Origin of the sequence: Pelorhabdus rhamnosifermentans, assembly GCF_018835585.1 — a bacterium.
Taxonomy (GTDB): domain Bacteria; phylum Bacillota; class Negativicutes; order UMGS1260; family UMGS1260; genus Pelorhabdus; species Pelorhabdus rhamnosifermentans.
Genome location: NZ_JAHGVE010000008.1, coordinates 165,674 through 184,782 on the forward strand (window position 1 = coordinate 165,674; position 19,109 = coordinate 184,782).

The 19,109-nt window shown below is 39.5% G+C and carries 19 protein-coding genes and 1 pseudogene; 14 read left to right on the top strand and 6 right to left on the bottom strand.

What is annotated here, in order from left to right; genetic code table 11:
- Window positions 1-51: 51 nt before the first annotated feature.
- Window positions 52-351 carry a hypothetical protein gene (locus tag Ga0466249_RS11875; RefSeq protein WP_246588656.1) on the bottom strand — a complete coding sequence of 100 codons (300 nt, stop codon included), beginning with the start codon at window positions 349-351 and terminating at the stop codon, window positions 52-54.
- Between the two features lie 328 nt (window positions 352-679).
- Here Ga0466249_RS11875 and Ga0466249_RS11880 point away from each other — a divergent pair, with 328 nt between their 5' ends.
- Complete coding sequence (locus tag Ga0466249_RS11880) at window positions 680-1,432, top strand: ABC transporter ATP-binding protein (RefSeq protein WP_215829669.1); 753 nt, start codon at window positions 680-682, stop codon at window positions 1,430-1,432.
- An 11-nt stretch (window positions 1,433-1,443) separates the two neighbouring features.
- A complete protein-coding gene (locus Ga0466249_RS11885; protein WP_215829670.1) occupies window positions 1,444-2,667 on the top strand; it encodes a SufB/SufD family protein in 1,224 nt (407 codons plus the stop codon).
- Between the two features lie 115 nt (window positions 2,668-2,782).
- Here the strand turns inward: Ga0466249_RS11885 and modA are convergent, their stop codons facing one another.
- Window positions 2,783-3,574: a molybdate ABC transporter substrate-binding protein gene (gene modA / locus Ga0466249_RS11890; RefSeq protein WP_215829671.1), complete on the bottom strand. Its 792-nt coding sequence runs from the start codon at window positions 3,572-3,574 to the stop codon at window positions 2,783-2,785.
- Between the two features lie 475 nt (window positions 3,575-4,049).
- Between modA and Ga0466249_RS11895 the strand changes: the two genes are divergently transcribed.
- From Ga0466249_RS11895 to Ga0466249_RS11915, 5 genes are all read left to right on the top strand, one after another.
- On the top strand, window positions 4,050-4,490 hold the full coding sequence (locus Ga0466249_RS11895) for a C-GCAxxG-C-C family (seleno)protein (protein WP_215829672.1): 441 nt from the start codon (window positions 4,050-4,052) through the stop codon (window positions 4,488-4,490).
- 403 nt (window positions 4,491-4,893) lie between these two features.
- A complete protein-coding gene (locus tag Ga0466249_RS11900; protein WP_215829673.1) occupies window positions 4,894-5,169 on the top strand; it encodes a metal-sensitive transcriptional regulator in 276 nt (91 codons plus the stop codon).
- Window positions 5,170-5,215: 46 nt separating this feature from the next.
- Window positions 5,216-5,848, top strand: a complete 633-nt coding sequence (locus tag Ga0466249_RS11905; protein WP_215829674.1) for a 4Fe-4S binding protein — start codon at window positions 5,216-5,218, stop codon at window positions 5,846-5,848.
- 201 nt (window positions 5,849-6,049) lie between these two features.
- Window positions 6,050-6,277, top strand: a complete 228-nt coding sequence (locus tag Ga0466249_RS11910; RefSeq protein WP_215829675.1) for a DUF134 domain-containing protein — start codon at window positions 6,050-6,052, stop codon at window positions 6,275-6,277.
- 62 nt (window positions 6,278-6,339) lie between these two features.
- Window positions 6,340-6,915, top strand: coding sequence for a class I SAM-dependent methyltransferase (locus tag Ga0466249_RS11915; protein ID WP_215829676.1), 576 nt, complete (start codon window positions 6,340-6,342; stop codon window positions 6,913-6,915).
- A 280-nt stretch (window positions 6,916-7,195) separates the two neighbouring features.
- Here Ga0466249_RS11915 and Ga0466249_RS27540 read toward each other — a convergent pair whose 3' ends face one another.
- Entirely contained in the window at window positions 7,196-7,966 is a 771-nt protein-coding gene (locus Ga0466249_RS27540; RefSeq protein ID WP_215829677.1) for a GntR family transcriptional regulator, read from the bottom strand.
- A gap of 266 nt (window positions 7,967-8,232) precedes the next feature.
- Here Ga0466249_RS27540 and Ga0466249_RS11925 point away from each other — a divergent pair, with 266 nt between their 5' ends.
- Both Ga0466249_RS11925 and Ga0466249_RS11930 read left to right on the top strand, forming a co-directional pair.
- Entirely contained in the window at window positions 8,233-9,735 is a 1,503-nt protein-coding gene (locus Ga0466249_RS11925; protein WP_215829678.1) for an SLC13 family permease, read from the top strand.
- Window positions 9,736-9,871: 136 nt separating this feature from the next.
- Window positions 9,872-10,618, top strand: coding sequence for a GDSL-type esterase/lipase family protein (locus Ga0466249_RS11930; RefSeq protein ID WP_215829679.1), 747 nt, complete (start codon window positions 9,872-9,874; stop codon window positions 10,616-10,618).
- A gap of 86 nt (window positions 10,619-10,704) precedes the next feature.
- Here Ga0466249_RS11930 and Ga0466249_RS11935 read toward each other — a convergent pair whose 3' ends face one another.
- The gene (locus Ga0466249_RS11935; protein WP_376769300.1) at window positions 10,705-11,346 is read right to left on the bottom strand and encodes a YidC/Oxa1 family membrane protein insertase; all 642 of its coding nucleotides are present in this window, start codon (window positions 11,344-11,346) and stop codon (window positions 10,705-10,707) included.
- Between the two features lie 190 nt (window positions 11,347-11,536).
- On the opposite strand from Ga0466249_RS11935, the gene Ga0466249_RS11940 reads away from it, so the two are divergent.
- Together Ga0466249_RS11940 and Ga0466249_RS11945 are read left to right on the top strand one after the other, a co-directional pair.
- A complete protein-coding gene (locus Ga0466249_RS11940) occupies window positions 11,537-12,652 on the top strand; it encodes a S1C family serine protease (RefSeq protein WP_215829731.1) in 1,116 nt (371 codons plus the stop codon).
- A gap of 172 nt (window positions 12,653-12,824) precedes the next feature.
- Window positions 12,825-14,858, top strand: a complete 2,034-nt coding sequence (locus Ga0466249_RS11945) for a methyl-accepting chemotaxis protein (protein ID WP_215829681.1) — start codon at window positions 12,825-12,827, stop codon at window positions 14,856-14,858.
- A gap of 61 nt (window positions 14,859-14,919) precedes the next feature.
- Here the strand turns inward: Ga0466249_RS11945 and Ga0466249_RS27795 are convergent.
- Window positions 14,920-15,303 (bottom strand): annotated as a pseudogene (locus Ga0466249_RS27795) (extracellular solute-binding protein); the annotation flags it as partial.
- A gap of 189 nt (window positions 15,304-15,492) precedes the next feature.
- Between Ga0466249_RS27795 and Ga0466249_RS11960 the strand changes: the two are divergent.
- The 3 genes from Ga0466249_RS11960 to Ga0466249_RS11970 all read left to right on the top strand — a co-directional run bounded on the left by Ga0466249_RS11960 (window position 15,493) and on the right by Ga0466249_RS11970 (window position 18,027).
- The gene (locus Ga0466249_RS11960; RefSeq protein WP_215829683.1) at window positions 15,493-15,933 is read left to right on the top strand and encodes a C-GCAxxG-C-C family (seleno)protein; all 441 of its coding nucleotides are present in this window, start codon (window positions 15,493-15,495) and stop codon (window positions 15,931-15,933) included.
- 507 nt (window positions 15,934-16,440) lie between these two features.
- A complete protein-coding gene (locus Ga0466249_RS11965; RefSeq protein WP_215829684.1) occupies window positions 16,441-16,932 on the top strand; it encodes a DUF134 domain-containing protein in 492 nt (163 codons plus the stop codon).
- Between the two features lie 39 nt (window positions 16,933-16,971).
- A complete protein-coding gene (locus tag Ga0466249_RS11970; protein ID WP_215829685.1) occupies window positions 16,972-18,027 on the top strand; it encodes a P-loop NTPase in 1,056 nt (351 codons plus the stop codon).
- Window positions 18,028-18,131: 104 nt separating this feature from the next.
- On the opposite strand, the gene Ga0466249_RS11975 is transcribed toward Ga0466249_RS11970, so the two are convergent.
- The gene (locus tag Ga0466249_RS11975; protein ID WP_215829686.1) at window positions 18,132-19,016 is read right to left on the bottom strand and encodes a LysR family transcriptional regulator; all 885 of its coding nucleotides are present in this window, start codon (window positions 19,014-19,016) and stop codon (window positions 18,132-18,134) included.
- Window positions 19,017-19,109 lie beyond the last annotated feature (93 nt).

The window sequence follows — 19,109 nt, forward strand, 5'->3', positions numbered from 1 at the left end:
TTTCATAAACAATATATAATATTAAACGAGAAATGTCAAGGAATGCTAAATTTATTTTTGCTTTTCGGCGGTATGGATTGCTGTAACTGCCGCATTCACTGCCTCATTACTGCCTAATAAAGCCACAGTATTCACATGTTGTGGACAGTTTCCGATAATTTCTACTGCGATAACATTCCCGGCTTTTTGGCCGATATCTGTGTAGTAAAATAAGCTAGGAAGATCCATCTGAATGAGACCGATCGCATCAAAATGAGTATCTTCTACTTGTTTTCTTGCCTCTGGTGGCATCCGTCGTAATAACAAAGCAATGGTATTGGGACGGGGAGCACGAATAATACGTGTAATCATAATATACCTCCGTTTCGGTGAACTATTCCTGTAATCATTCTTTGTTAAACAATGCAATTCCTTTTTTCGAAAAACGATTCTAGATGATATCTTTGGATAAACTGTAGAAAAATCGTGTTTGTATATTCGAATAGTTTGTTAGGCAATAATCTTAAAGGGGTTTAGTTTTGATGGAGGAATTGTCTAGAACGAAAACGAATTAATTATAAATTATTGCTATGAATTTGTTTGTTGAATAGTTTTGTAGGCAGCGTTAAGCTTTTCATGGAAAGGGAAGATAAAAAGTAATAAATGCGAGTGTTTACGCAATCAATTGGGGGAGAGGCAGTTGTTAAAACTAGAAAATTTATCGGTCGCAGTCAATGACCGTCCGATATTGCATGATGTCAATTTGCATATCAAGCCGGGTGAAATACATGTGCTGTTTGGACCGAATGGTACGGGAAAGTCAACATTATTAGGTGCGATCATGGGGTTTTCCAGATATACCATTACTGCCGGGAAAATTTATTTTAAAGGACAGGACATAACGAATCTTGCCGTAGATGAACGCGCTCGTCGGGGACTTGGAGTAATGATTCAGCGACCGCCGACACTCCGTGGGCTTACGGTGCGCGAAATGGTAAGAATTTGCGGGAAAGATCAGGTTGATGTGGACAAGCTGGCCGATAAAACCAATATGCTGACCTTTTTGGAACGAGGCGTGAACGAAGGATTTTCCGGTGGCGAGATCAAACGTTCCGAATTGCTGCAATTGATGGCTCAGCAGCCAGACTTGGTTATGCTGGATGAACCGGAGTCAGGTGTTGATATTGAAAATATCGCTGTTGTAGGGCAGGCGGCTAATGTTATTTTAGAACGTGATTTGCGCAAAAATGGTCAAACCATCAAAAAATACCGGAATGATCGAAAAAAATCAGGCTTAATTATTACCCATACGGGTCATATTTTGGAATATGTGCCGGCAGATATGGCTCATGTTATGTATCAAGGTACGTTATCCTGTAGTGGAAATCCACAGGAGATGCTGTCTTGTATTCAGGAAAAAGGTTATGAAGAATGTGTGAATTGCGCAAGATAGGGGGATGAAACATGGCGAACGAAGCAAAAAGCATCAAAGACAAGGCGCATGCTGCGTTAGGGAAGAAAGCTGTACTTGGTGCGGATATTGATTTTGCAGTCTTTGCAGATAAAGGAAAGGAACAAACTTATATTTCTGATCTTGCCACACTCTCGCCAAAACAGCAAAAGCAATTGGAGAGTATTGGCATGGAAGTAGCAGGAGGAGAACGGTCGGGAACGTATATGCAGCTCGATCATTCGGTTGTGCACTGTACGACGGCTAGTGAGGGGGTAGAAATTTTGAGCACAGATGATGCCCTCAAAAAATATGCAGGTTTAACTGATTACTGGTGGCAGGCCGTAGAGCCTGATACTGACAAATATACTGCCAGAGCCGCTCTGCACCAGGAACATGGTTATTTTATTCGTGCGTTTGCGGGTTCAAAAATTGATTATCCCGTACAGGCCTGTCTTTACATTGGACAGGAAGAACTTGTTCAAGATGTTCATAACATCATTATTGTGGAAGAAGGGGCGGAACTTCATGTGATTACTGGTTGCGCCACTGATCCGCTAGTGAAAAAGGGTATGCATATTGGCATTAGTGAGTTCTATGTGAAAAAAGGCGGGAAATTGACCTTTACCATGCTTCATCGCTGGGGTGAGGACATTGCAGTTCGACCTCGTACTGGAGTAATTATTGAGGAAGATGGTTTGTATATCTCAAATTACATCTGCATGCGTCCGGTAAAAGATTTACAAATGTATCCGACAACCAAATTGGTGGGATCAGGGGCGGTTTCCCGGATTAACTCTATCTTGGTTGCACCGCCTGGCTCACATATGGATGTGGGCGGGCGGGCAATTTTGGCGGCTCCGGGAACGAAATCGGAAATTATTGCTCGTACGATTAGCACCGGTGGAGTGGTCATTAATCGGGGGCATTTGTTAGGGATATCGCCTGAAACTAAAGCTCACCTCGAGTGTCACGGGTTACTATTATCGGACCAGGGCATTATTCATGCAGTACCGGAACTGGAAGCCCGGACAAGCAATGCGGAACTCAGTCATGAAGCGGCAGTAGGGAAGATTGCGCCAGAAGAGATTGAGTACCTGATGGCACGCGGGTTAAACGAGGAAGAAGCCGTTGCTACGATTGTTCGCGGTTTTCTCAATGTAAATATTGAGGGATTACCGGCTGCTTTGGCACAGGAAATAGACCGAGCGATTCAGGAGTTTAGTTTAAAAAAATAACAAAGAAAAGATTCACACAGAGCCTCTAATTCAATGACAGGGTGACATAGCGGTAAATAGGATAAAACAAGAGCTAGGTTAGTTTAGGACTAACCTAGCTCTTGTTTTAGAAAAATCATTGGGCTATTTGGAATCCGTATTGCTGAAATACTTTCATTCCAGCTGAACTGGTGAGATAATTTAAAAATTCCTGGGCAGCTTCAGGTTGTCGGGAATTTTTTAATATGACACCAGGAAATATGATTGGCGTATGAGAATTAGGTGGTGCAGTTGCCACGATGGTTACGTTGTCGCTTGTAGCGGCCACTGTGGAAAATACGATTCCGGCATCTGCATTGCCTGTTTCTACATAGGATAGAATGGTGCGAACATCTTTTGCTAGTACGGCTTTATTTTTTACTTCTTCCCAAATTCCAAGATATTTCAAGACTTCCTCGCCATATTGACCTGCCGGAACCGTTTTCGGTTCGCCAAGTCCATAATGAATAACACTGTTTTTGGCTAAATCTTTGAAGCTACTTAGGCCTAGTGATGAGTCTTTAGGAACAATTAATACCAGTTTATTACTGACAAGGTTTTTGCGGGTAGCAGCGTCAATCAGATTTTTTTTTGCTAAATCATCTACTTGTTTATTAGCAGCGGAAATGAAAATATCCGTTGGCGCGCCTTGTTCAATTTGGGATTCTAATACTCCGGCGGCGGCCAGGTTGTAAATAATTTTTACCGCGGGATGGCTCTGTTCATATTCTTTTTGGATATCTAGTAAGGCATCTTTTAAACCTAAGGCGGCTGATACGTTTAATTCAATAGGGGGAGGGCTGGAAGTTTGGGCAGGGGTGTTCCCACAGGCACTTGTTAACAATAATAGGACGACAGTAGCCATACACAAGAACGTTTTTTTAATCATTCTTTATCCACTCCTTTTTTACAGCCAAATAAAAATTCAGTACTAAAATTAATTTTTGGAATATATTTCATAATTACTATATAATTTTGTTAGACGAATTGTCAAGCGAAGATGATTATTTATTCCTCCTTGTGATGCATCGTTACTAGCATACGCTGAAGTGAATGTTGTATAAGAATGATCATTTGATTATGACCATAGTGGTCTATCATCATCGGATATGTTGTTCCCTAAATTGATGAATTTATATCACTGAAAATGAGTTAGCATGGAAACCGGGTGCCATGCTAACTCATTTTTTGCAAAGTGTTTTAGGTTGATTATTCCAGTTAAAACGTCTATACTATAAATGATCATATGTTCAAAACAAAATTTATTAGGAAATAAGCTTTGTTTAGTATAATTGCAAGATTAAAGTTGCGAGAATATGCTAAGATACTTGTTTATCTGGATTTATGAGAGAGGGGATAAAAAAATGAGTACAACAGAATGTTCATCTGATGTAAAACAGTTAGCAGGTCAGTATTTTAAAGAAGGTTATAATTGTGCAGAAGCTGTATTGCGGGCTTTTAGACAGGAACTTAACCTTGATTTGAGTGATGAAGCATTGAAAGTTGGGACTGGATTTGGCGGTGGAATAGGACATGCGGGATGTGTTTGCGGGGCTCTGGCTGCATCTGTTATGGTGCTGGGTATTTTACAAGGTCGTGTAAATACCCGTCAGAGTTTGGCACCTATTTATAATATAAACGAGGAGTTTCACCATAAATTCAGCGAAAAATTTGGGGGATCTTGTTGTCGTGTTTTAAATCGTTATCCTTTTAATTCTAAGGAACATTTGCGCAATTGTTTAAAGTTGACAGGTAGTACAGCCGAATTATTGATGGAATATATTGAAGAAAAGAAGTTGCATTAACTATGTATCAAAGTATCTGAGCTTTTTTCTCTTGAAAATATATTATTAAAAAAAGCACACTATTGAGTGCGCTTTTTTAATGCCCAAATTAGGAACCTTCTTTCCTATGGATAATTGTATTTCCTTAATAAATGGAACGAAGATGCACAGATGTTGTTGGAGAGGTGCATCTTCGTTCATGAAAACTGTCATCAAGTTGGCTGTGATAGTTTCCAAATCGGTTCCACATAAAAATAGTGTACTGACTGTGTAACTATATTATAAAAGTCTGGCAATAATAAGAGTTGAATTTGAAGTAACATTTCAATCCCCCAAAAATTTTAATGATTGATTTTAAACAAATAATAGACTATATTAATATTATAGCCCCCGGGGGTATAGGGAGTAATTGAGGAGCATGATTATGACTAATGAACAGCTAAGAAAAAGTGTGCTTCAACGATTAGGTTCCATCAAAGGTCATATCGCAGGTATTGAAAATATGGTGAAAGGAAACAAAAATTGTGAGGATATTCTTTTTCAGTTGGGTGCTGTAACAGGGGCGGTGAACAAACTAAGTGCTCATATTCTTGAAAGCTATACAGAAGCATGTATAGATGAAGCGAGTATTAAAGATGCCAAAGTGCGTCAGAGAATTGACGATTTAACTAAGATGATGATTACCATGTTAAGAAAGTAAGAGAAGAAAAGATTATATTATACAAAAATCAGAAAGGAACTATTATATGAAAAGTAATATTCAACCATACTTGTTCTGGATTTTATTGATTTTCTTAGGTATAGGGATTGTTTATCCGGTGATTGGCTCAGTCGCCATCATATGTATGTTGGCCCCGGTTTTGCTGGCTCCCTTCAAAGGCCGCTATTGGTGTGGAAATTTCTGCCCTCGTGGCAGTATCTATGATAATGTTATTGCTAAAATATCGCCCCAGAAACCAATACCCGCGCTTTTCCGCAGTAATGGTTTTCGGATATTTATGGTTTTCTTTATTATCGGAGTTTTTACGGTACAGATGTATTATGCATGGGGCGATCTATCTGCTATGGGAGCGGTGTTTGTCCGGATAATTTTAATAACAACAGTCGTAGGGATTATTTTAGGAGTAATGTATCATCAACGTACATGGTGTTCCTTCTGCCCAATGGGAACTCTGGCAAGCTGGTTTAGTACTAGAAAAAAGCCCATGCCTTTACAAGTGGAAAAATCCTGTGTTAACTGCAAACTGTGTACAACAGCATGTCCGCTTCAATTATCTCCTTATATAGCAAAAGAAACTATAGAGGGATTTACTAATAGTGATTGTCTAAAATGCAGTCGGTGTGTGGATAAATGCCCTAAAAAGGCTTTGTCTTTTTAGTATTCTAGGATAGGTTAATTATCATTACTACGTCAGTGTTTGTGGTTGAAATTAAATTCAAAGTTGCTGATATGTCTATTGCATGAGACATCAAATCGCTATTAAAGCAAGAAGACGTATTGATTATATATTTTTTATTGTAATTTCATACCTGTTGGTATATACTACAAATGGGCATATGCCCATTTTGGAGGTGGCTAAATGCCAAGACGACGTTGCTGTGGGTTAGTGGAACAGGAGCCCTGCCACCGTCAACTTACTCCCCTAGATGATGAAGAAAGGGTAGTAACCTTATTAGTTGAAGAATTAGAAACTATAAGGTTAAAGAACCTGACCGGAATGGATCAGGCTGCGTGTGCGGTGACTATGGGAGTATCGCGGGCTACCTTTCAAAGAATACTCAATGCGGCTAGACAAAAAATTACATGACCATGGACACGGTGGTGGCTGCTGCGGTCACTAATCCATACTTGGCTGAAGGGGAGGTTGTTATGCATCATAAATTTGATGTAAAATCATTTGCAAAACTAGATAATCCGGAACGTAGAAAATCATTGCCGGCGGATGCGATTTTGCATAAGTTTGACTTAGAAGATGGTGATGTTGTTGCTGATGTCGGCTGCGGAATCGGTTATTTTACTTTTCCGGCAAGTTCTGTCGTAGGTTTAACAGGCAAAGTGTTGGCGATGGATATATCAGATGAAATGATAGAACAAGTTCGTGATAGAGCAAAGTTATGCGGAGTAACCAATATTGAAACGATCAAAATCGACGAACAAAATTTTTTGTTACCCGATGGTTCAGTTGATGTTGAAATTGTTTTTTTTGTTTTGCATGAAGCACAGAATGCTCTCCAATTTATTTTTGAACTGAATAGGATTTTAAAGCCGGGCGGAAAGCTGGCGTTAATTGATTGGGAAAAGAAGGAAATGCCTCAAGGGCCACCAGTTACGCATCGAATAGACAGGCAGGAAGTAATTTCATTGCTCGCTCAAGCCCGTTTTATTGTAAAAACTGTTGATGTCGGAGAAGATTTTTATGGCCTATTGGCTATAAAACCGGTCTAAGTAGAGCGAAATGGAACTGAGGTATTTGTTTTATGATAAACTACACTAAAGTTTCTTTTAAAAGCGATATTCTTCACCTCAAAACTTGCTAGGTTACCCTGTCCAATTCATGGCTAACTGATCGGCGTGAAATACGTATTTCACAGCAACTGTAAAAAATATAAAAATTGTTTTATTATTCACTTATTAAAAGGCGAATTTAATTATGATTTGTCTATAACCTGAAAGACCCCGTAACAGCGCTTTTCTGTTATGGGGTCCTTGTATTTTACGATATAAATTAAGATAAAAGGGTGGTAGTAAGATGATAGGAAGAGCCGATTAATTCTCCCCAGTCCACCATTGTTAAAGCAGCGGATTCTTCTGTTAACAGTAGCAAAGTGCTGATCAATGAAAAAGCTTTTCTTAGGTAATGGTGTTCTGTTTGCTGAGGAGGATTGATAAAATTGGATACGGTTTCGACAAGATTTCCTGGGCCGATTACGACAAGAGAGTCACCCGCTTTTAAAACTAAATCGGGATTAGGTGATTTGATTGGAATGTTATTTTGAATGACGGCTACAATTGTAGCCTGAGTATGTTGCCAAAAATCAATTTCCTTAATGGACTTACCGATTATATGGGAATTTGGAGAAATGGTGATATCTACCGGATTGAGTAAATCAGAGTATTTTACGTAGTTTAGATAAGTAATTACGTCGTCCAAGGTATTCTTGAGTTCTTGGTCAATGGCCTGTTTTTTCTTAAACGTTTTATCCAGTTTTCGGTAAAGTGAAATCGTTGAGGATTTAGATTGTTGTTGTTCTAAAAAAAGTGAACAACGCTCCGGCGAGGTAACCACAATTTCTTTTCCACGCGAGACGTCCACGATGTTTTCGGCTTTTAGCAAGCTTATCGCCCTTCGTATGGTTTCAGGAGAAACATCGTATTGACTTGATAATAGTGAGCGCCCGGATATTTTTGTGCCAATAGGATATTCACCATTAACAATTTTTCTTGCGAGATCTAAGGCGATTACTTTATAAGTTGCTTGGGAAGCAGATGTATTCACAGATATCCTCCTTTATTCAAGAGTATAATTTATTATATAACAAACAACAACGAAAAAGAAGGAGTTGTTTGTTGTTTGGCGAAGTAGATTATTGTCGAAATTAGGTGATAGTTTTAAATAGCTAATTCCATAATAATTTAGCAATATCCTGCTCCTAATGACGACATAGTTTATTGAAACACAATGTTTTTATAAGGGAGGTGAATGGGGAAACGTAGGCCGAAGTTACCCGGAATTGCTCAGATTAGAAAAATGGAGGAGTTTATGTGGCTCAGAATTTAATGGCAAAGCAGTTGCAGACATCTAATGATCACATTACAACGAAACGGTTATTTTGGTTAGTTCTTGGTTTTGCAGTCATGATGGGAATTGCCTTTTCTCCAATTGCAGCAGGTTTATCAACAGCGGGACAACGTGTTTTAGGTGTGTTGGCTTTTGCTGTTATTATGTGGGTAACGGAAGCTGTTTCTTATCCAGTCAGCGCGGTAGGGATTATTTTATTTTTACTTTTTTTCTTGGGATTTTCTCCAATTAAGGGAGTTGAGGGGCCGCTATTAGGAACAGCCAAGGCAATTCCTATTGCTTTGAGCGGGTTCGTTAATCCAGGTTGGGTTTTGGTTGCCGCAGGGTTGTTTATTGCGGGTTCAATTTTGACAACGGGCTTGGAAAAACGGATTGCTCTGAATATTTTGCGAGTTGTGGGGACGAAAACGAATAGTGTATTTGCTGGTATGATTCTCGTTATGGTGGTACTAGATTTTCTTATTCCTTCGATTACAGCACGGGCTGCAACGATGACACCTATTGCCATGGGATTAATTGCTGCGTTTGGTGTTGATCCGAAAAGTGTATTTGCTCGTAATTTGTTAGTTTGTATTGCAATTTCATCTTCAATATCCGGGATTGGGGTTTTAACGGCAGGAGCACCGAATCCTGTGGCTCTTTCATTCATTTCCGGCGTGTTAAAACATCCCATTTCTTGGGGTGAGTGGCTGATATATGGCATGCCGTTTTGTATCGTCTTGCTGATTGTTTTATATTTTTTGATTACTCGATTAAATAAGTTTGAATTTAGCGAAATACCTGGAGGAAATGAGGCAATTGCTAAGGCGTTAAGCGATCTTGGGCCGATGAGTACTAAGGAGAAAAAGATATCTGTAATATTTTTTATTACGATTTTATTGTGGGCTACGGAGTCCATTCATAAAATAGACGCCAATACGGTATCCATCTTAGCGGTTTTCTTGATGTTATTCCCAAGTATTGGAGTGACAAATTGGAAAGAAGTCGCGAGTAAGGTGGATTGGGGTACTATTTTATTGTTTGGTGCGGGTATTTCATTAGGTGAGGCAATGCTAAAATCCGGTTCAGCTATTTGGTTGGCCAAAACTTGTTTGGGAGGGCTGGGATTAGGTTCGTTAGCTCCTACAATTATGATGGTTATTATTGCTTGTGCGCTATTGGTAATTCGGTTTGCTTTTGCCAGTATTACATCTTCAACAGCTGCTCTTGTTCCAACTGTCTTAGGTTTTTTAGTTAGCTTGAATAATCCCAATTTACCGATGTGGGGGATGACTTTAATCGCAACTTATACTGTCTATTTTGCGTTTATACTTCCAGTTAATTCACCGCAGGCAATGATTCCTTACGCTACAGATACTTTTGAAGTAAAAGATATGGCTAAGATAGGAATTCCTCTTACGATTATATCGTTAGGTGTCTTGGTTCTCTTTATCTTTACTTATTGGCACTGGCTGGGTCTGGTCTAGTATAAAAAGAGTTCCTGCTAAGTAATTTTGCTTTGCAGGAACTTTGAATACAATGGATATAGATTTTACGATATGAATTCATTTTGCATAATTTTAGTTTTGATAAAGATAAGTTAGGAAGGAAATCTCTCTTAATATGAAAAAATCTTTTATTCCAATCACACTATTCATTCTTATATTCCATCTACTAGTTCATGGTCATACGTTATTGGCAATGGCCCAGAAAGATGAACAAAAAGCTTATCTTTGGGCGAATGATTTAAGTCGAAAACCTGAAGATCCAGCCTATTTAAGTCTTTATTATCGATTTAGAAAAACGTATTTTTCCATTGAGCCTCATGCAGTGCAACCTATCGTCTTTTTAGGCGATAGTATTACCGATGATGGTGATTGGTCAAAGTTATTTCCCGGTGAGCCAGTTGAAAATAGAGGAATTGGCGGTGATACCACCACCGGCGTTTTAAATCGTCTTGATCAAGTCATTGAATTAAAACCTTCCCGGATTTTCTTAATGATTGGAACAAATGATCTTTGTTTTAATCGATCCGTTGCGGATACCGTTACGAATTATCGTTATATTCTTACTCGCCTTCATTCGGAATTACCAGACACACCGATTTACATCCAAAGTGTACTACCTTTTAATGATGAAATTTTTCCTTCAAGAAATTTGCGTACGAACGATAATATCAGACAATTAAACATTGAAATCCAGAAATTAGCGAAACAATACCATTATTTGTATATCAATTTAACAGCTGCCGTTACCGATTCGAATGGCAGATTATTTTCTCAATATACAAGTGATGGCTTACACCTTAACGAAGAGGCTTATTTGATTTGGCGTGACCAGATTAAACAATGGGTGAAACCGTTGCCGTGATTTTATTACTTTGAATGTTGCCAGCGTATTTTTGTTAGTAACAAGAAAACTATTTCTTGTTAAGGAAATGTCTACAAACTTGTAGGCTAAGATTTTTGTAACAGACGCTGTTGAATGATTTGGACAAGGTTGCTGACTACCCAATACAAACCAAGTCCGGCAGGAAAGTTGAGGGTCATATAGCCGATAAAAAAAGGCATGGCCAGCAGCATCATTTTGTTTTGTTTGTTGGAAGCATCAGTTGTCATGCTTTGCGAGGACAGATACGTGGTCAAAGCCGCCAAGATTGGAAGAATATAAAGATGATCACTTTCTGACAGATTGTTGATCCAGAGAAAACCAGGATGGCTCACGTAGCTATAATTTCGCAAGGCATAGAACATTCCACTTAAAATGGGCATTTGCAAGAGTAATGGTAAGCAGCCGGCCAGAGGATTAATGCCTGTCTCCTTATATAAATTGGATACTGCTTTTTGTTGAGCTTCTTTATTATTTTTGTATTTTTCTTGCAAGGCTTTTAATTTGGGACTTAATTCTTTCATGGCTTTCATAGATTTCATTTGTTTGGCTGTTAAGGGAAATAATAGGGCCTTAATAACGAGGGTGAATAGAATAATGGCTATGCCATAATTGGGGAAACCTAAATTTACTGTAATGTTATAAAAAAGAGTAACTAGCGATTGTATGAATTCAATAATGTAATCAAACAAAAAATTCACGTCCTTTATATGCAATAAAATCGGTTGTCCAGAAAAAAGGTATTCGACGACAAACAAGCAACTCCTTTATTATTAAAGTTGTTTGTTTGAAAAATAACGATAATATGGATCATAATAGAAAATAGTAGACAAGTCCTGAATCTATATCTAGATTGAGTTTAATTAGGCTAGGATCAGATTAAATGAGGAGGTTTCTATGATGAAAAAAGGTTTTACATATTATGTCGTTGTTGTTCTTGTTGGAATTATGTTTGGAGCAAGTATTATGGTAGGTTGTAGCGGGCGCTTTTTTGCCAAGCCGAATTCACAAGAAACCTCGCAAATTGCTAATTTAAATCAGCCCGTCAATATGGCAGGAGTTTCAGATGCTCGTAATACGGCTATTGTTCGAGCGGCTCAAGCGGTGGCTCCAGCTGTTGTAGGCATTACCAATAAATCATATGCCCGCGACTATTTTAATCGCAAGGTTGTCCAAAAAGGGGAAGGCTCTGGCGTCATTATTGATTCCAATGGCTATATTGCGACAAATAATCATGTTGTCGATGGTGCCCAGGAATTGGTTGTTTCTCTGCCGGATGGACGGACTTTTACGGGTAAGGTTCTTGGTGCTGATCCTGCAACAGATTTAGCAGTTGTAAAAATTGATGCCACAGGATTACCTGCTGCAACGTTAGGCGACTCGGACGGATTATTAGTTGGTGAGCCAGCGATTGCAATTGGCAATCCACTAGGCCTGGAGTTTCAAGGCAGTGTAACAGTGGGGGTGATTAGTGCGCTTAATCGTTCCATTGAAATTGGTGAGCGAAAATTCAAACTGATTCAAACAGATGCCGCCATTAATCCGGGCAATTCCGGCGGTGCTCTTGTCAATGCTGATGGCGTTGTGATTGGTATTAATAGTGCTAAAATTTCTGATACAGGTGTAGAAGGTATCGGGTTTTCCATTCCTATTAATGCGGCACGGCCAATTTTGCAATCCATTATTGAGAAAGGCCATGTTGTACGGGCTTATTTAGGTGTTGGCGTACTTGATAAAGAGACGGCACCGAAATATGGCTATACCTTAAATATTGACAATGGTATTTATGTTGTCAATGTGACCATCGGCAGTCCGGCAGCTAAGGCAGGTATTAAGCCAGGCGATATTATTACGAAGGTTGCAGGCAATGCAATTAATTCTGTACCTGATTTACGGTCGTTTCTTGACGGTCAAAATGTCGGCTCAAAGGTTGATGTAGAATTTATTCGTGACGATCAGCCCAGTACAGTCAGTGTATTGCTGGAAGAAATGCCGACTCAGGCTCTAGAACATTAAATTGCGGAATCCTAGTATTGAGCAGACTATTGTTTAATAAACGATGGTCTGCTCAATAAAGTATTTTACTTACCAAGACCAAGGTGTGTTTTTACTTATAGGGTTCCATTATAATCATTGACAGTATAAGGTGGAACGGGATATTCAAAATTGATTGAACGGAAGTGGAAAAATGAAAGTAAAAAACATTCAAACCAAGCTACTAATTACCTTATTGCCACTTGTTTTTTTGATAATGGGTGTGCTCTCTGGGGTTAGCTATTATTTTTCGCAGCAATCCTTGGCAAAAAGTATCAATCAAACAGCCAGGGCAGTGGGAACTGACTATGGCAATCGAGTGCAAGGGGACATACGACTTATGATGTCGGAACTGGAGGACTTAGCTAGTAACCAAAGCGTTCGTACAGGTATCGAAAAAGATCAGATTATTGAAATTATGGCAGAAGCGCAAAAACGACTAGGTACTTTTGATGCCATTGTTTTTGTTTCTCCCAATGGTGAAGGTGTTAACAGCATGGGAATAACGAATTCATACGGTGATCGCGACTATTTAAAGAAAGTTATTGTAACCAAGAAACCCTATGTCTCAAATCCATTAGTTTCTAAGTCAACCGGAAAATTGGCTGTAGTATTAGCAGTGCCAGTGAAAAATAAGGATCAGTTGACAGGGGTGCTGGTAGGGACTTTTTCATTAGATAGATTGACTGCTATGATCAAAGAACTGAAATTTTTAGACAATGGTTACGGTCAGATATCCGACGCATCAGGCATGGTTATTGCCCATCCCAAAAGTCCTGAAGTCGTCGGTAAATTGAACCTTCTCGAAAAAAAGATCAATCCTAAACTTAAGATGCAACAGACCGAACTCGATGACCGTCTAATTAATTTGGTTAAGACGGCAAGTGAATCTGATAAACAGACGGAGGGAGAATATGTCTTTGTTGACGGCATTACGAGAACCGCTGTATGTACGCCAGTTGACCTGCCAGGTGATCAGCGATGGGTTATGTCGGTGGCAGTGCACAAAGTAGAAGCTACTCGGGAAACTGATATATTGGGGCATACGATGCTTATTCTTTGCATTTTATGTTTAATCATCGCTGCCGTAGCAATTGTAATTATAGCTAAACGGTTTTCTAAACCTATTTCATTGATTCGGGACGAATGCCTGCTCTTGGCTCAGGGGGATTTGAGAGAGCGCGAAGCAAAGGTTTCTTCAGAAGATGAAATAGGCCAATTGGCGAAAGGGTTCCAGGAGATGAGAAGAAATTTGCGTGAACTTGTCGCGAAGGTGCACTCCCAATCGGAGCAACTCGCGGCTTCTTCTGAAGAATTGACAGCTAGTTCAGAGCAGTCGGCTCAGGTTGTAACGCAAGTAGCCGAATCAATTAGCGATGTGGCACACGGCGCAGAAAAGCAATTGAATGCAGTAGGCGAAGCATCTTCTGTGGTAGAACAGATGTCAGTTGGTATCCAACAAGTAGCTGCTAGTGCCAATCAGGCAGCCAGTAATTCATCTCAAGCCGCTGGAAAGGCAATCGATGGTGATAAATCTGTGGAGAAGGCTGTCAGTCAAATGGCTCATATTGAACAGACTGTCAACAATTCCGCACAGGTCATTGCTAAGTTAGGTGAGAGATCTAAAGAAATAGGGCAGATTGTCGATGCGATATCCGGGATCGCTGGGCAAACAAATTTATTGGCGCTTAACGCTGCTATTGAGGCCGCAAGAGCGGGCGAACAGGGCAGAGGGTTTGCCGTTGTGGCCGAAGAAGTCCGTAAGCTTGCGGAACAATCCCAAGAGGCGGCAAAACAAATTGCCACACTGATTGGTGAAATTCAAGGGGACACCGATAAAGCCGTTGTTGCTATGGATGAAGGTACCCGTGAGGTTAAAGTGGGGACAGAGGTTGTCACTACGGCAGGCCGTGCATTTAAGGAAATTGCGAAACTGGTAACGCAAGTAGCTGAACAAGTAAAGGAGATTTCAGCTGCTATTCAGCAGATGGCTAGTGGGAGTCAACAGATTGTTGCATCGGTAAAGGAAATCGACGGGCACAGTAAAGCGGCTGTTGGGAAAACACAAACGGTGTCCGCAGCAACAGAGGAGCAATCGGCATCTATGGAAGAAATCGCCTCATCCAGCCAGAGTCTTGCCAAGCTGGCCCAGGATCTTCAGGAAGCTGTCAGTAAGTTTCGTGTTTAGTATTTGTATGAAAGGATGAGTGATATATTGTGGCCTGAGTCATGTAAAGTTTTTAGAACAATCATGGGGCTATTTGAAATCCGTATTGCTGAAATACTTTCATTCCAGCTGAACTGGTGAGATAATTTAAAAATTCCTGGACAGCTTCAGGTTGTCGGGAATTTTTTAAGATGACACCAGGAAATATGATTGGCGTATGAGAATCAGGTGGTGCAGTTGCCACGCTGGTTACGTTGTCGCTTGTAGCGGCCACTGTGGAAAATACGATTCCGGCATCTGCGCCATATTGACCTGCCGGAACTGTTTCCGGCTCACCAAGGCCATAATGGATTACACTGTTATGGGTTAAATCATTAAAGCTTTTTAGGCCTAACGATGAGTTTTTAGGAACAATTAATACCAGTTTATTACTGACAAGGTTTTTGCGGGTAGCAGCATCAATTAAATTTTTCTTGCATAGTGTTTATAGTTGATTATTCTAGTTGAAACGTCTATACTGTAAATGAGCATATGTTCAAAAAAGAAATTCGTTTATTGGAAATAAGCTGTTTGGAATGATTGTAAGATTAGGGTTGTTAGAGAAAATGTGCTAAGATACTTGTTTATCTGGATTTATGAGAGAGGGGATAAAAAAATGAGCACAACGGAGTATTCATCTGATGTTAAGCAGCTAGCAGGTCAGTATTTTAAAGAAGGTTATAATTGCGCAGAAGCCGTATTACGTGCTTTTAGAAAAGAACTTGACCTTGATTTAAGTGATGAAGCATTGAAAGTCGGGACTGGATTTGGTGGTGGGATAGGACATGCGGGATGTGTTTGCGGGGCTTTAGCTGCATCCGTCATGGTGCTGGGTATTTTGCAAGGACGCGTAAATACTCGTCAGAGTTTGGCACCTATTTATAATATAAACGAAGAGTTTCACCGTAGATTTAGTGAAAAATTTGGCGGATCGTGTTGCCGTGTTTTAAATCGTTATCCTTTTAATTCTAAGGAACATTTGCGTAATTGTCTAAAGTTGACAGGCAGTACAGCAGAATTATTGATGGAATATATTGAAGAAAAGAAGTTGCATTGACTATGTATCAAAATATCTGAGCCTTTTTCTCTTGAAATATTATTAAAAAGCACACTATTGCGTGTGTTTTTTTATGCCCAAATTAGAAATTTTCATTTCACCGAATCAAGCAAATAGGGAGTAACCAACATTGTATTCACCAAATTAGCAAATAATGCTGTAGAGCAAGTAACATCGCAATAGTGTACTGACTGATTACTATATTATAAAAGTCTGGCAATTGTTGGATTCTGTATTCTTGAAAGTTATACAGAAGCATGTATAGATGAGGTCAGTATGAAGATGCCAAAGTGCGTCAGAGGATTGGGGATTTAACTAAGACGATGATTACTATGTTAAGAAAGTGAGAGAAGAAAAATTATATTGGCCCCGGTTTTGCTGGCATCACTAGGGAGTATTATAAAAAAATTGTAGTGGAAAACATATTGATTATATAGTTTTTATTGTAATTTCATACCTGTTGGTATATACTACAAATGGGCATATGCCCATTTAGGAGGTGGCTAAATGCCAAGACGACGTTGCTGTGGGTTAGTGGAACAGGAGCCCTGCCACCGTCAGTTTACTCCCCTAGATGCAAATGAAGAAAGGGTAGTAACCTTATTAGTTGAAGAATTAGAAACTATAAGGTTAAAGAACTTGACTGGAATGGATCAGGCTGCGTGTGCGGCGACCATGGGAGTATCCCGGGCTACCTTTCAAAGAATACTCAATGCGGCTAGACAAAAGATTACTTTTGCTCTAGTTGAGGGGTACACTATTATAATACAGGGAGGAACGTATATGGTTAAAAATCGCAAGTTCGAATGTCAAGATTGTGGACATATTTGGGAAGTTGAGCCTTGTACTGAAGGCGGTAAGCATGGGTATGAAATTGCTTGCCCGAAGTGTGGTAGCATGAAGAAAATAAAAATAGGTGAAGATGGTCAAAAACATGTTTGTGGTGGCAATCACCACGGACATGAGCATGGACATGGCGGTGGCTGTTGCGGGCATTAAATATAAGTAACTTTCTGAAGGGGAAAGGGAGATAGTAAAATGAGCGAAGATTGTAATCAGAATTGCAATACATGCAGCGATGAATGTGCTGAAAGAAAAGATGAAAAAATTGATTTTTCCGCAAAACCACATGAGTTAAGTAATATCAAAAAAGTGATTGGCGTCGTAAGTGGAAAAGGCGGTGTTGGCAAATCACTTGTTACCTCAATGCTGGCGGTAATGATGAAGAGAAAAGGATATAACACAGCGATCCTTGATGCGGATATAACGGGTCCGTCTATACCAAAAGCATTTGGTATTACTGCGAAAGCTGCAGGAAATGAACTAGGTATGTTTCCTGTTAAAAGCAAAACAGGCATCGATATTATGTCGGTTAACCTATTGCTGGAGAATGACACTGACCCTGTAGTTTGGAGAGGTCCGATTATTGCCGGAACAGTTAAGCAGTTTTGGACCGATGTTATCTGGGGCGACGTTGATTTCATGTTTATTGACATGCCACCCGGAACTGGTGATGTACCTCTTACTGTATTTCAGTCTATAGCTGTAGATGGAATTGTTATTGTAACTTCTCCACAGGAATTGGTTTCAATGATTGTATCCAAAGCAGTAAAGATGGCGGAAATGATGAACATTCCAATTATCGGCTTAGTGGAAAATATGTCCTATTTCAAATGCCCGGACTGTGACAAGAAATATAAAATATTTGGGGATAGCCATATTGAGGAAATTGCTCAAAAGCATAACCTTGATATTCTCGCAAAGCTGCCCATTGATTCGAAAATTGCAGCAGCCTGCGACAAAGGTTCGATTGAATATTTTGATGGCGATTGGCTTGATAATATAGCGGAAATTTTGAAAAAAGAAGGAGGAGAAGATATGATTCCAAATCGCAAGTTTGAATGTCAAGACTGTGGACACATTTGGGAAGTTGAGCCTTGTACTGAAGGCGGTAAGCATGGGTATGAAATTGCTTGCCCGAAGTGTGGTAGCATGAAGAAAATAAAAATAGGTGAAGATGGTCAAAAACATGTTTGTGGTGGCAATCACCATGGACATGAGCATGAACATGGCGGTGGCTGTTGCGGTCACTAATCTATGGCTAGAAAATCGGTCTAAGTAGATCGAAATCGAACTGCACCCACCTAGATATTAGATTTATTGGTCTAATATTTGAGGTGGGTGCAGTTTTTATATTTCTAAGTAATGCTCTCAAAGTTATGACAAAGAGCTATCATCGACTGTAGTGCTGGCGAAAGGTATTTGTTTTTATGATAAACTACACTAAAGTTTCTTTTAAAAGCGATATTTTTTACCTCAAAACTTGCCAAGTTACCCTGTTTCAATTCCTGGCTAACTGCTCGACGTGAAATAACGCTAGCACCTAGTCCGGCTATGACCGCCTTTTTTATTGTTTCAGCATTGTTATAAGCTCCGGCGATTCGAATTTTTATGTCATGTTGTTGCATAGTATTTTCAAATAAATCACGCGTGCCACTGCCGGCTTCCCGAACAAAGAAACTTAATTCTGCCAGATCAGATAATGTTATTTCATCCTTTTCTAAAATGCTGCTTTGCGGGGAAATAATAAAGACCAGTTCATCTGACATAAATGGTTGAACAATTAAATACTCTGATTGTATTTTTCCTTCTACCAATGCCATATCCAGATCATCTTTCAATAACATAGTTTCTAATTCTGCCGTATTATGGATTTCTGAAAATATTTCCTGTTGAGGATTTATTTTATACATGTACTGCACCAAATCGACTAATACAGATTCTCCAATTGTTACGCTCGCGCCGATGCGCAGTTTATAGTGTTCACCATAAGATTGCATTGACGCTTCGGCTTGTTGATTCAAATTTACGATATGGCGGGCATATATAAGCAGACGTTGGCCGGCTTCTGTGATAAACAACCTATGTCCCAGCCGTTCAAACAAAAGGGTCTTATAATGAGACTCAAGTTCCTGGATTGCTAGGCTTACAGAAGGCTGGGTCATATGCAATTTAATGGCTGCTTTTGTCATATTGTTTTCATCACAAACACAGATGAAAATTCGCATGTGTCGTAAAGTCATTTCTTCTCCTTATATAGTTTTACCTATTGTTCTTATAAAATTATACTATTTTACATATATATGTGCAAATGGTAGACTACAGAAAGAAAAAGG

Coding starts and splice junctions, on each gene's coding strand:
- Ga0466249_RS11875 (WP_246588656.1), bottom strand. CDS start 351: ATGATTACACGTATTATTCGTGCTCCCCGTCCCAATACCATTGCTTTG.
- Ga0466249_RS11885 (WP_215829670.1), top strand. CDS start 1,444: ATGGCGAACGAAGCAAAAAGCATCAAAGACAAGGCGCATGCTGCGTTA.
- modA (WP_215829671.1), bottom strand. CDS start 3,574: ATGATTAAAAAAACGTTCTTGTGTATGGCTACTGTCGTCCTATTATTG.
- Ga0466249_RS11895 (WP_215829672.1), top strand. CDS start 4,050: ATGAGTACAACAGAATGTTCATCTGATGTAAAACAGTTAGCAGGTCAG.
- Ga0466249_RS11900 (WP_215829673.1), top strand. CDS start 4,894: ATGACTAATGAACAGCTAAGAAAAAGTGTGCTTCAACGATTAGGTTCC.
- Ga0466249_RS11905 (WP_215829674.1), top strand. CDS start 5,216: ATGAAAAGTAATATTCAACCATACTTGTTCTGGATTTTATTGATTTTC.
- Ga0466249_RS11910 (WP_215829675.1), top strand. CDS start 6,050: ATGCCAAGACGACGTTGCTGTGGGTTAGTGGAACAGGAGCCCTGCCAC.
- Ga0466249_RS11915 (WP_215829676.1), top strand. CDS start 6,340: ATGCATCATAAATTTGATGTAAAATCATTTGCAAAACTAGATAATCCG.
- Ga0466249_RS11930 (WP_215829679.1), top strand. CDS start 9,872: ATGAAAAAATCTTTTATTCCAATCACACTATTCATTCTTATATTCCAT.
- Ga0466249_RS11940 (WP_215829731.1), top strand. CDS start 11,537: ATGAAAAAAGGTTTTACATATTATGTCGTTGTTGTTCTTGTTGGAATT.
- Ga0466249_RS11945 (WP_215829681.1), top strand. CDS start 12,825: ATGAAAGTAAAAAACATTCAAACCAAGCTACTAATTACCTTATTGCCA.
- Ga0466249_RS11960 (WP_215829683.1), top strand. CDS start 15,493: ATGAGCACAACGGAGTATTCATCTGATGTTAAGCAGCTAGCAGGTCAG.
- Ga0466249_RS11965 (WP_215829684.1), top strand. CDS start 16,441: ATGCCAAGACGACGTTGCTGTGGGTTAGTGGAACAGGAGCCCTGCCAC.
- Ga0466249_RS11970 (WP_215829685.1), top strand. CDS start 16,972: ATGAGCGAAGATTGTAATCAGAATTGCAATACATGCAGCGATGAATGT.
- Ga0466249_RS11975 (WP_215829686.1), bottom strand. CDS start 19,016: ATGACTTTACGACACATGCGAATTTTCATCTGTGTTTGTGATGAAAAC.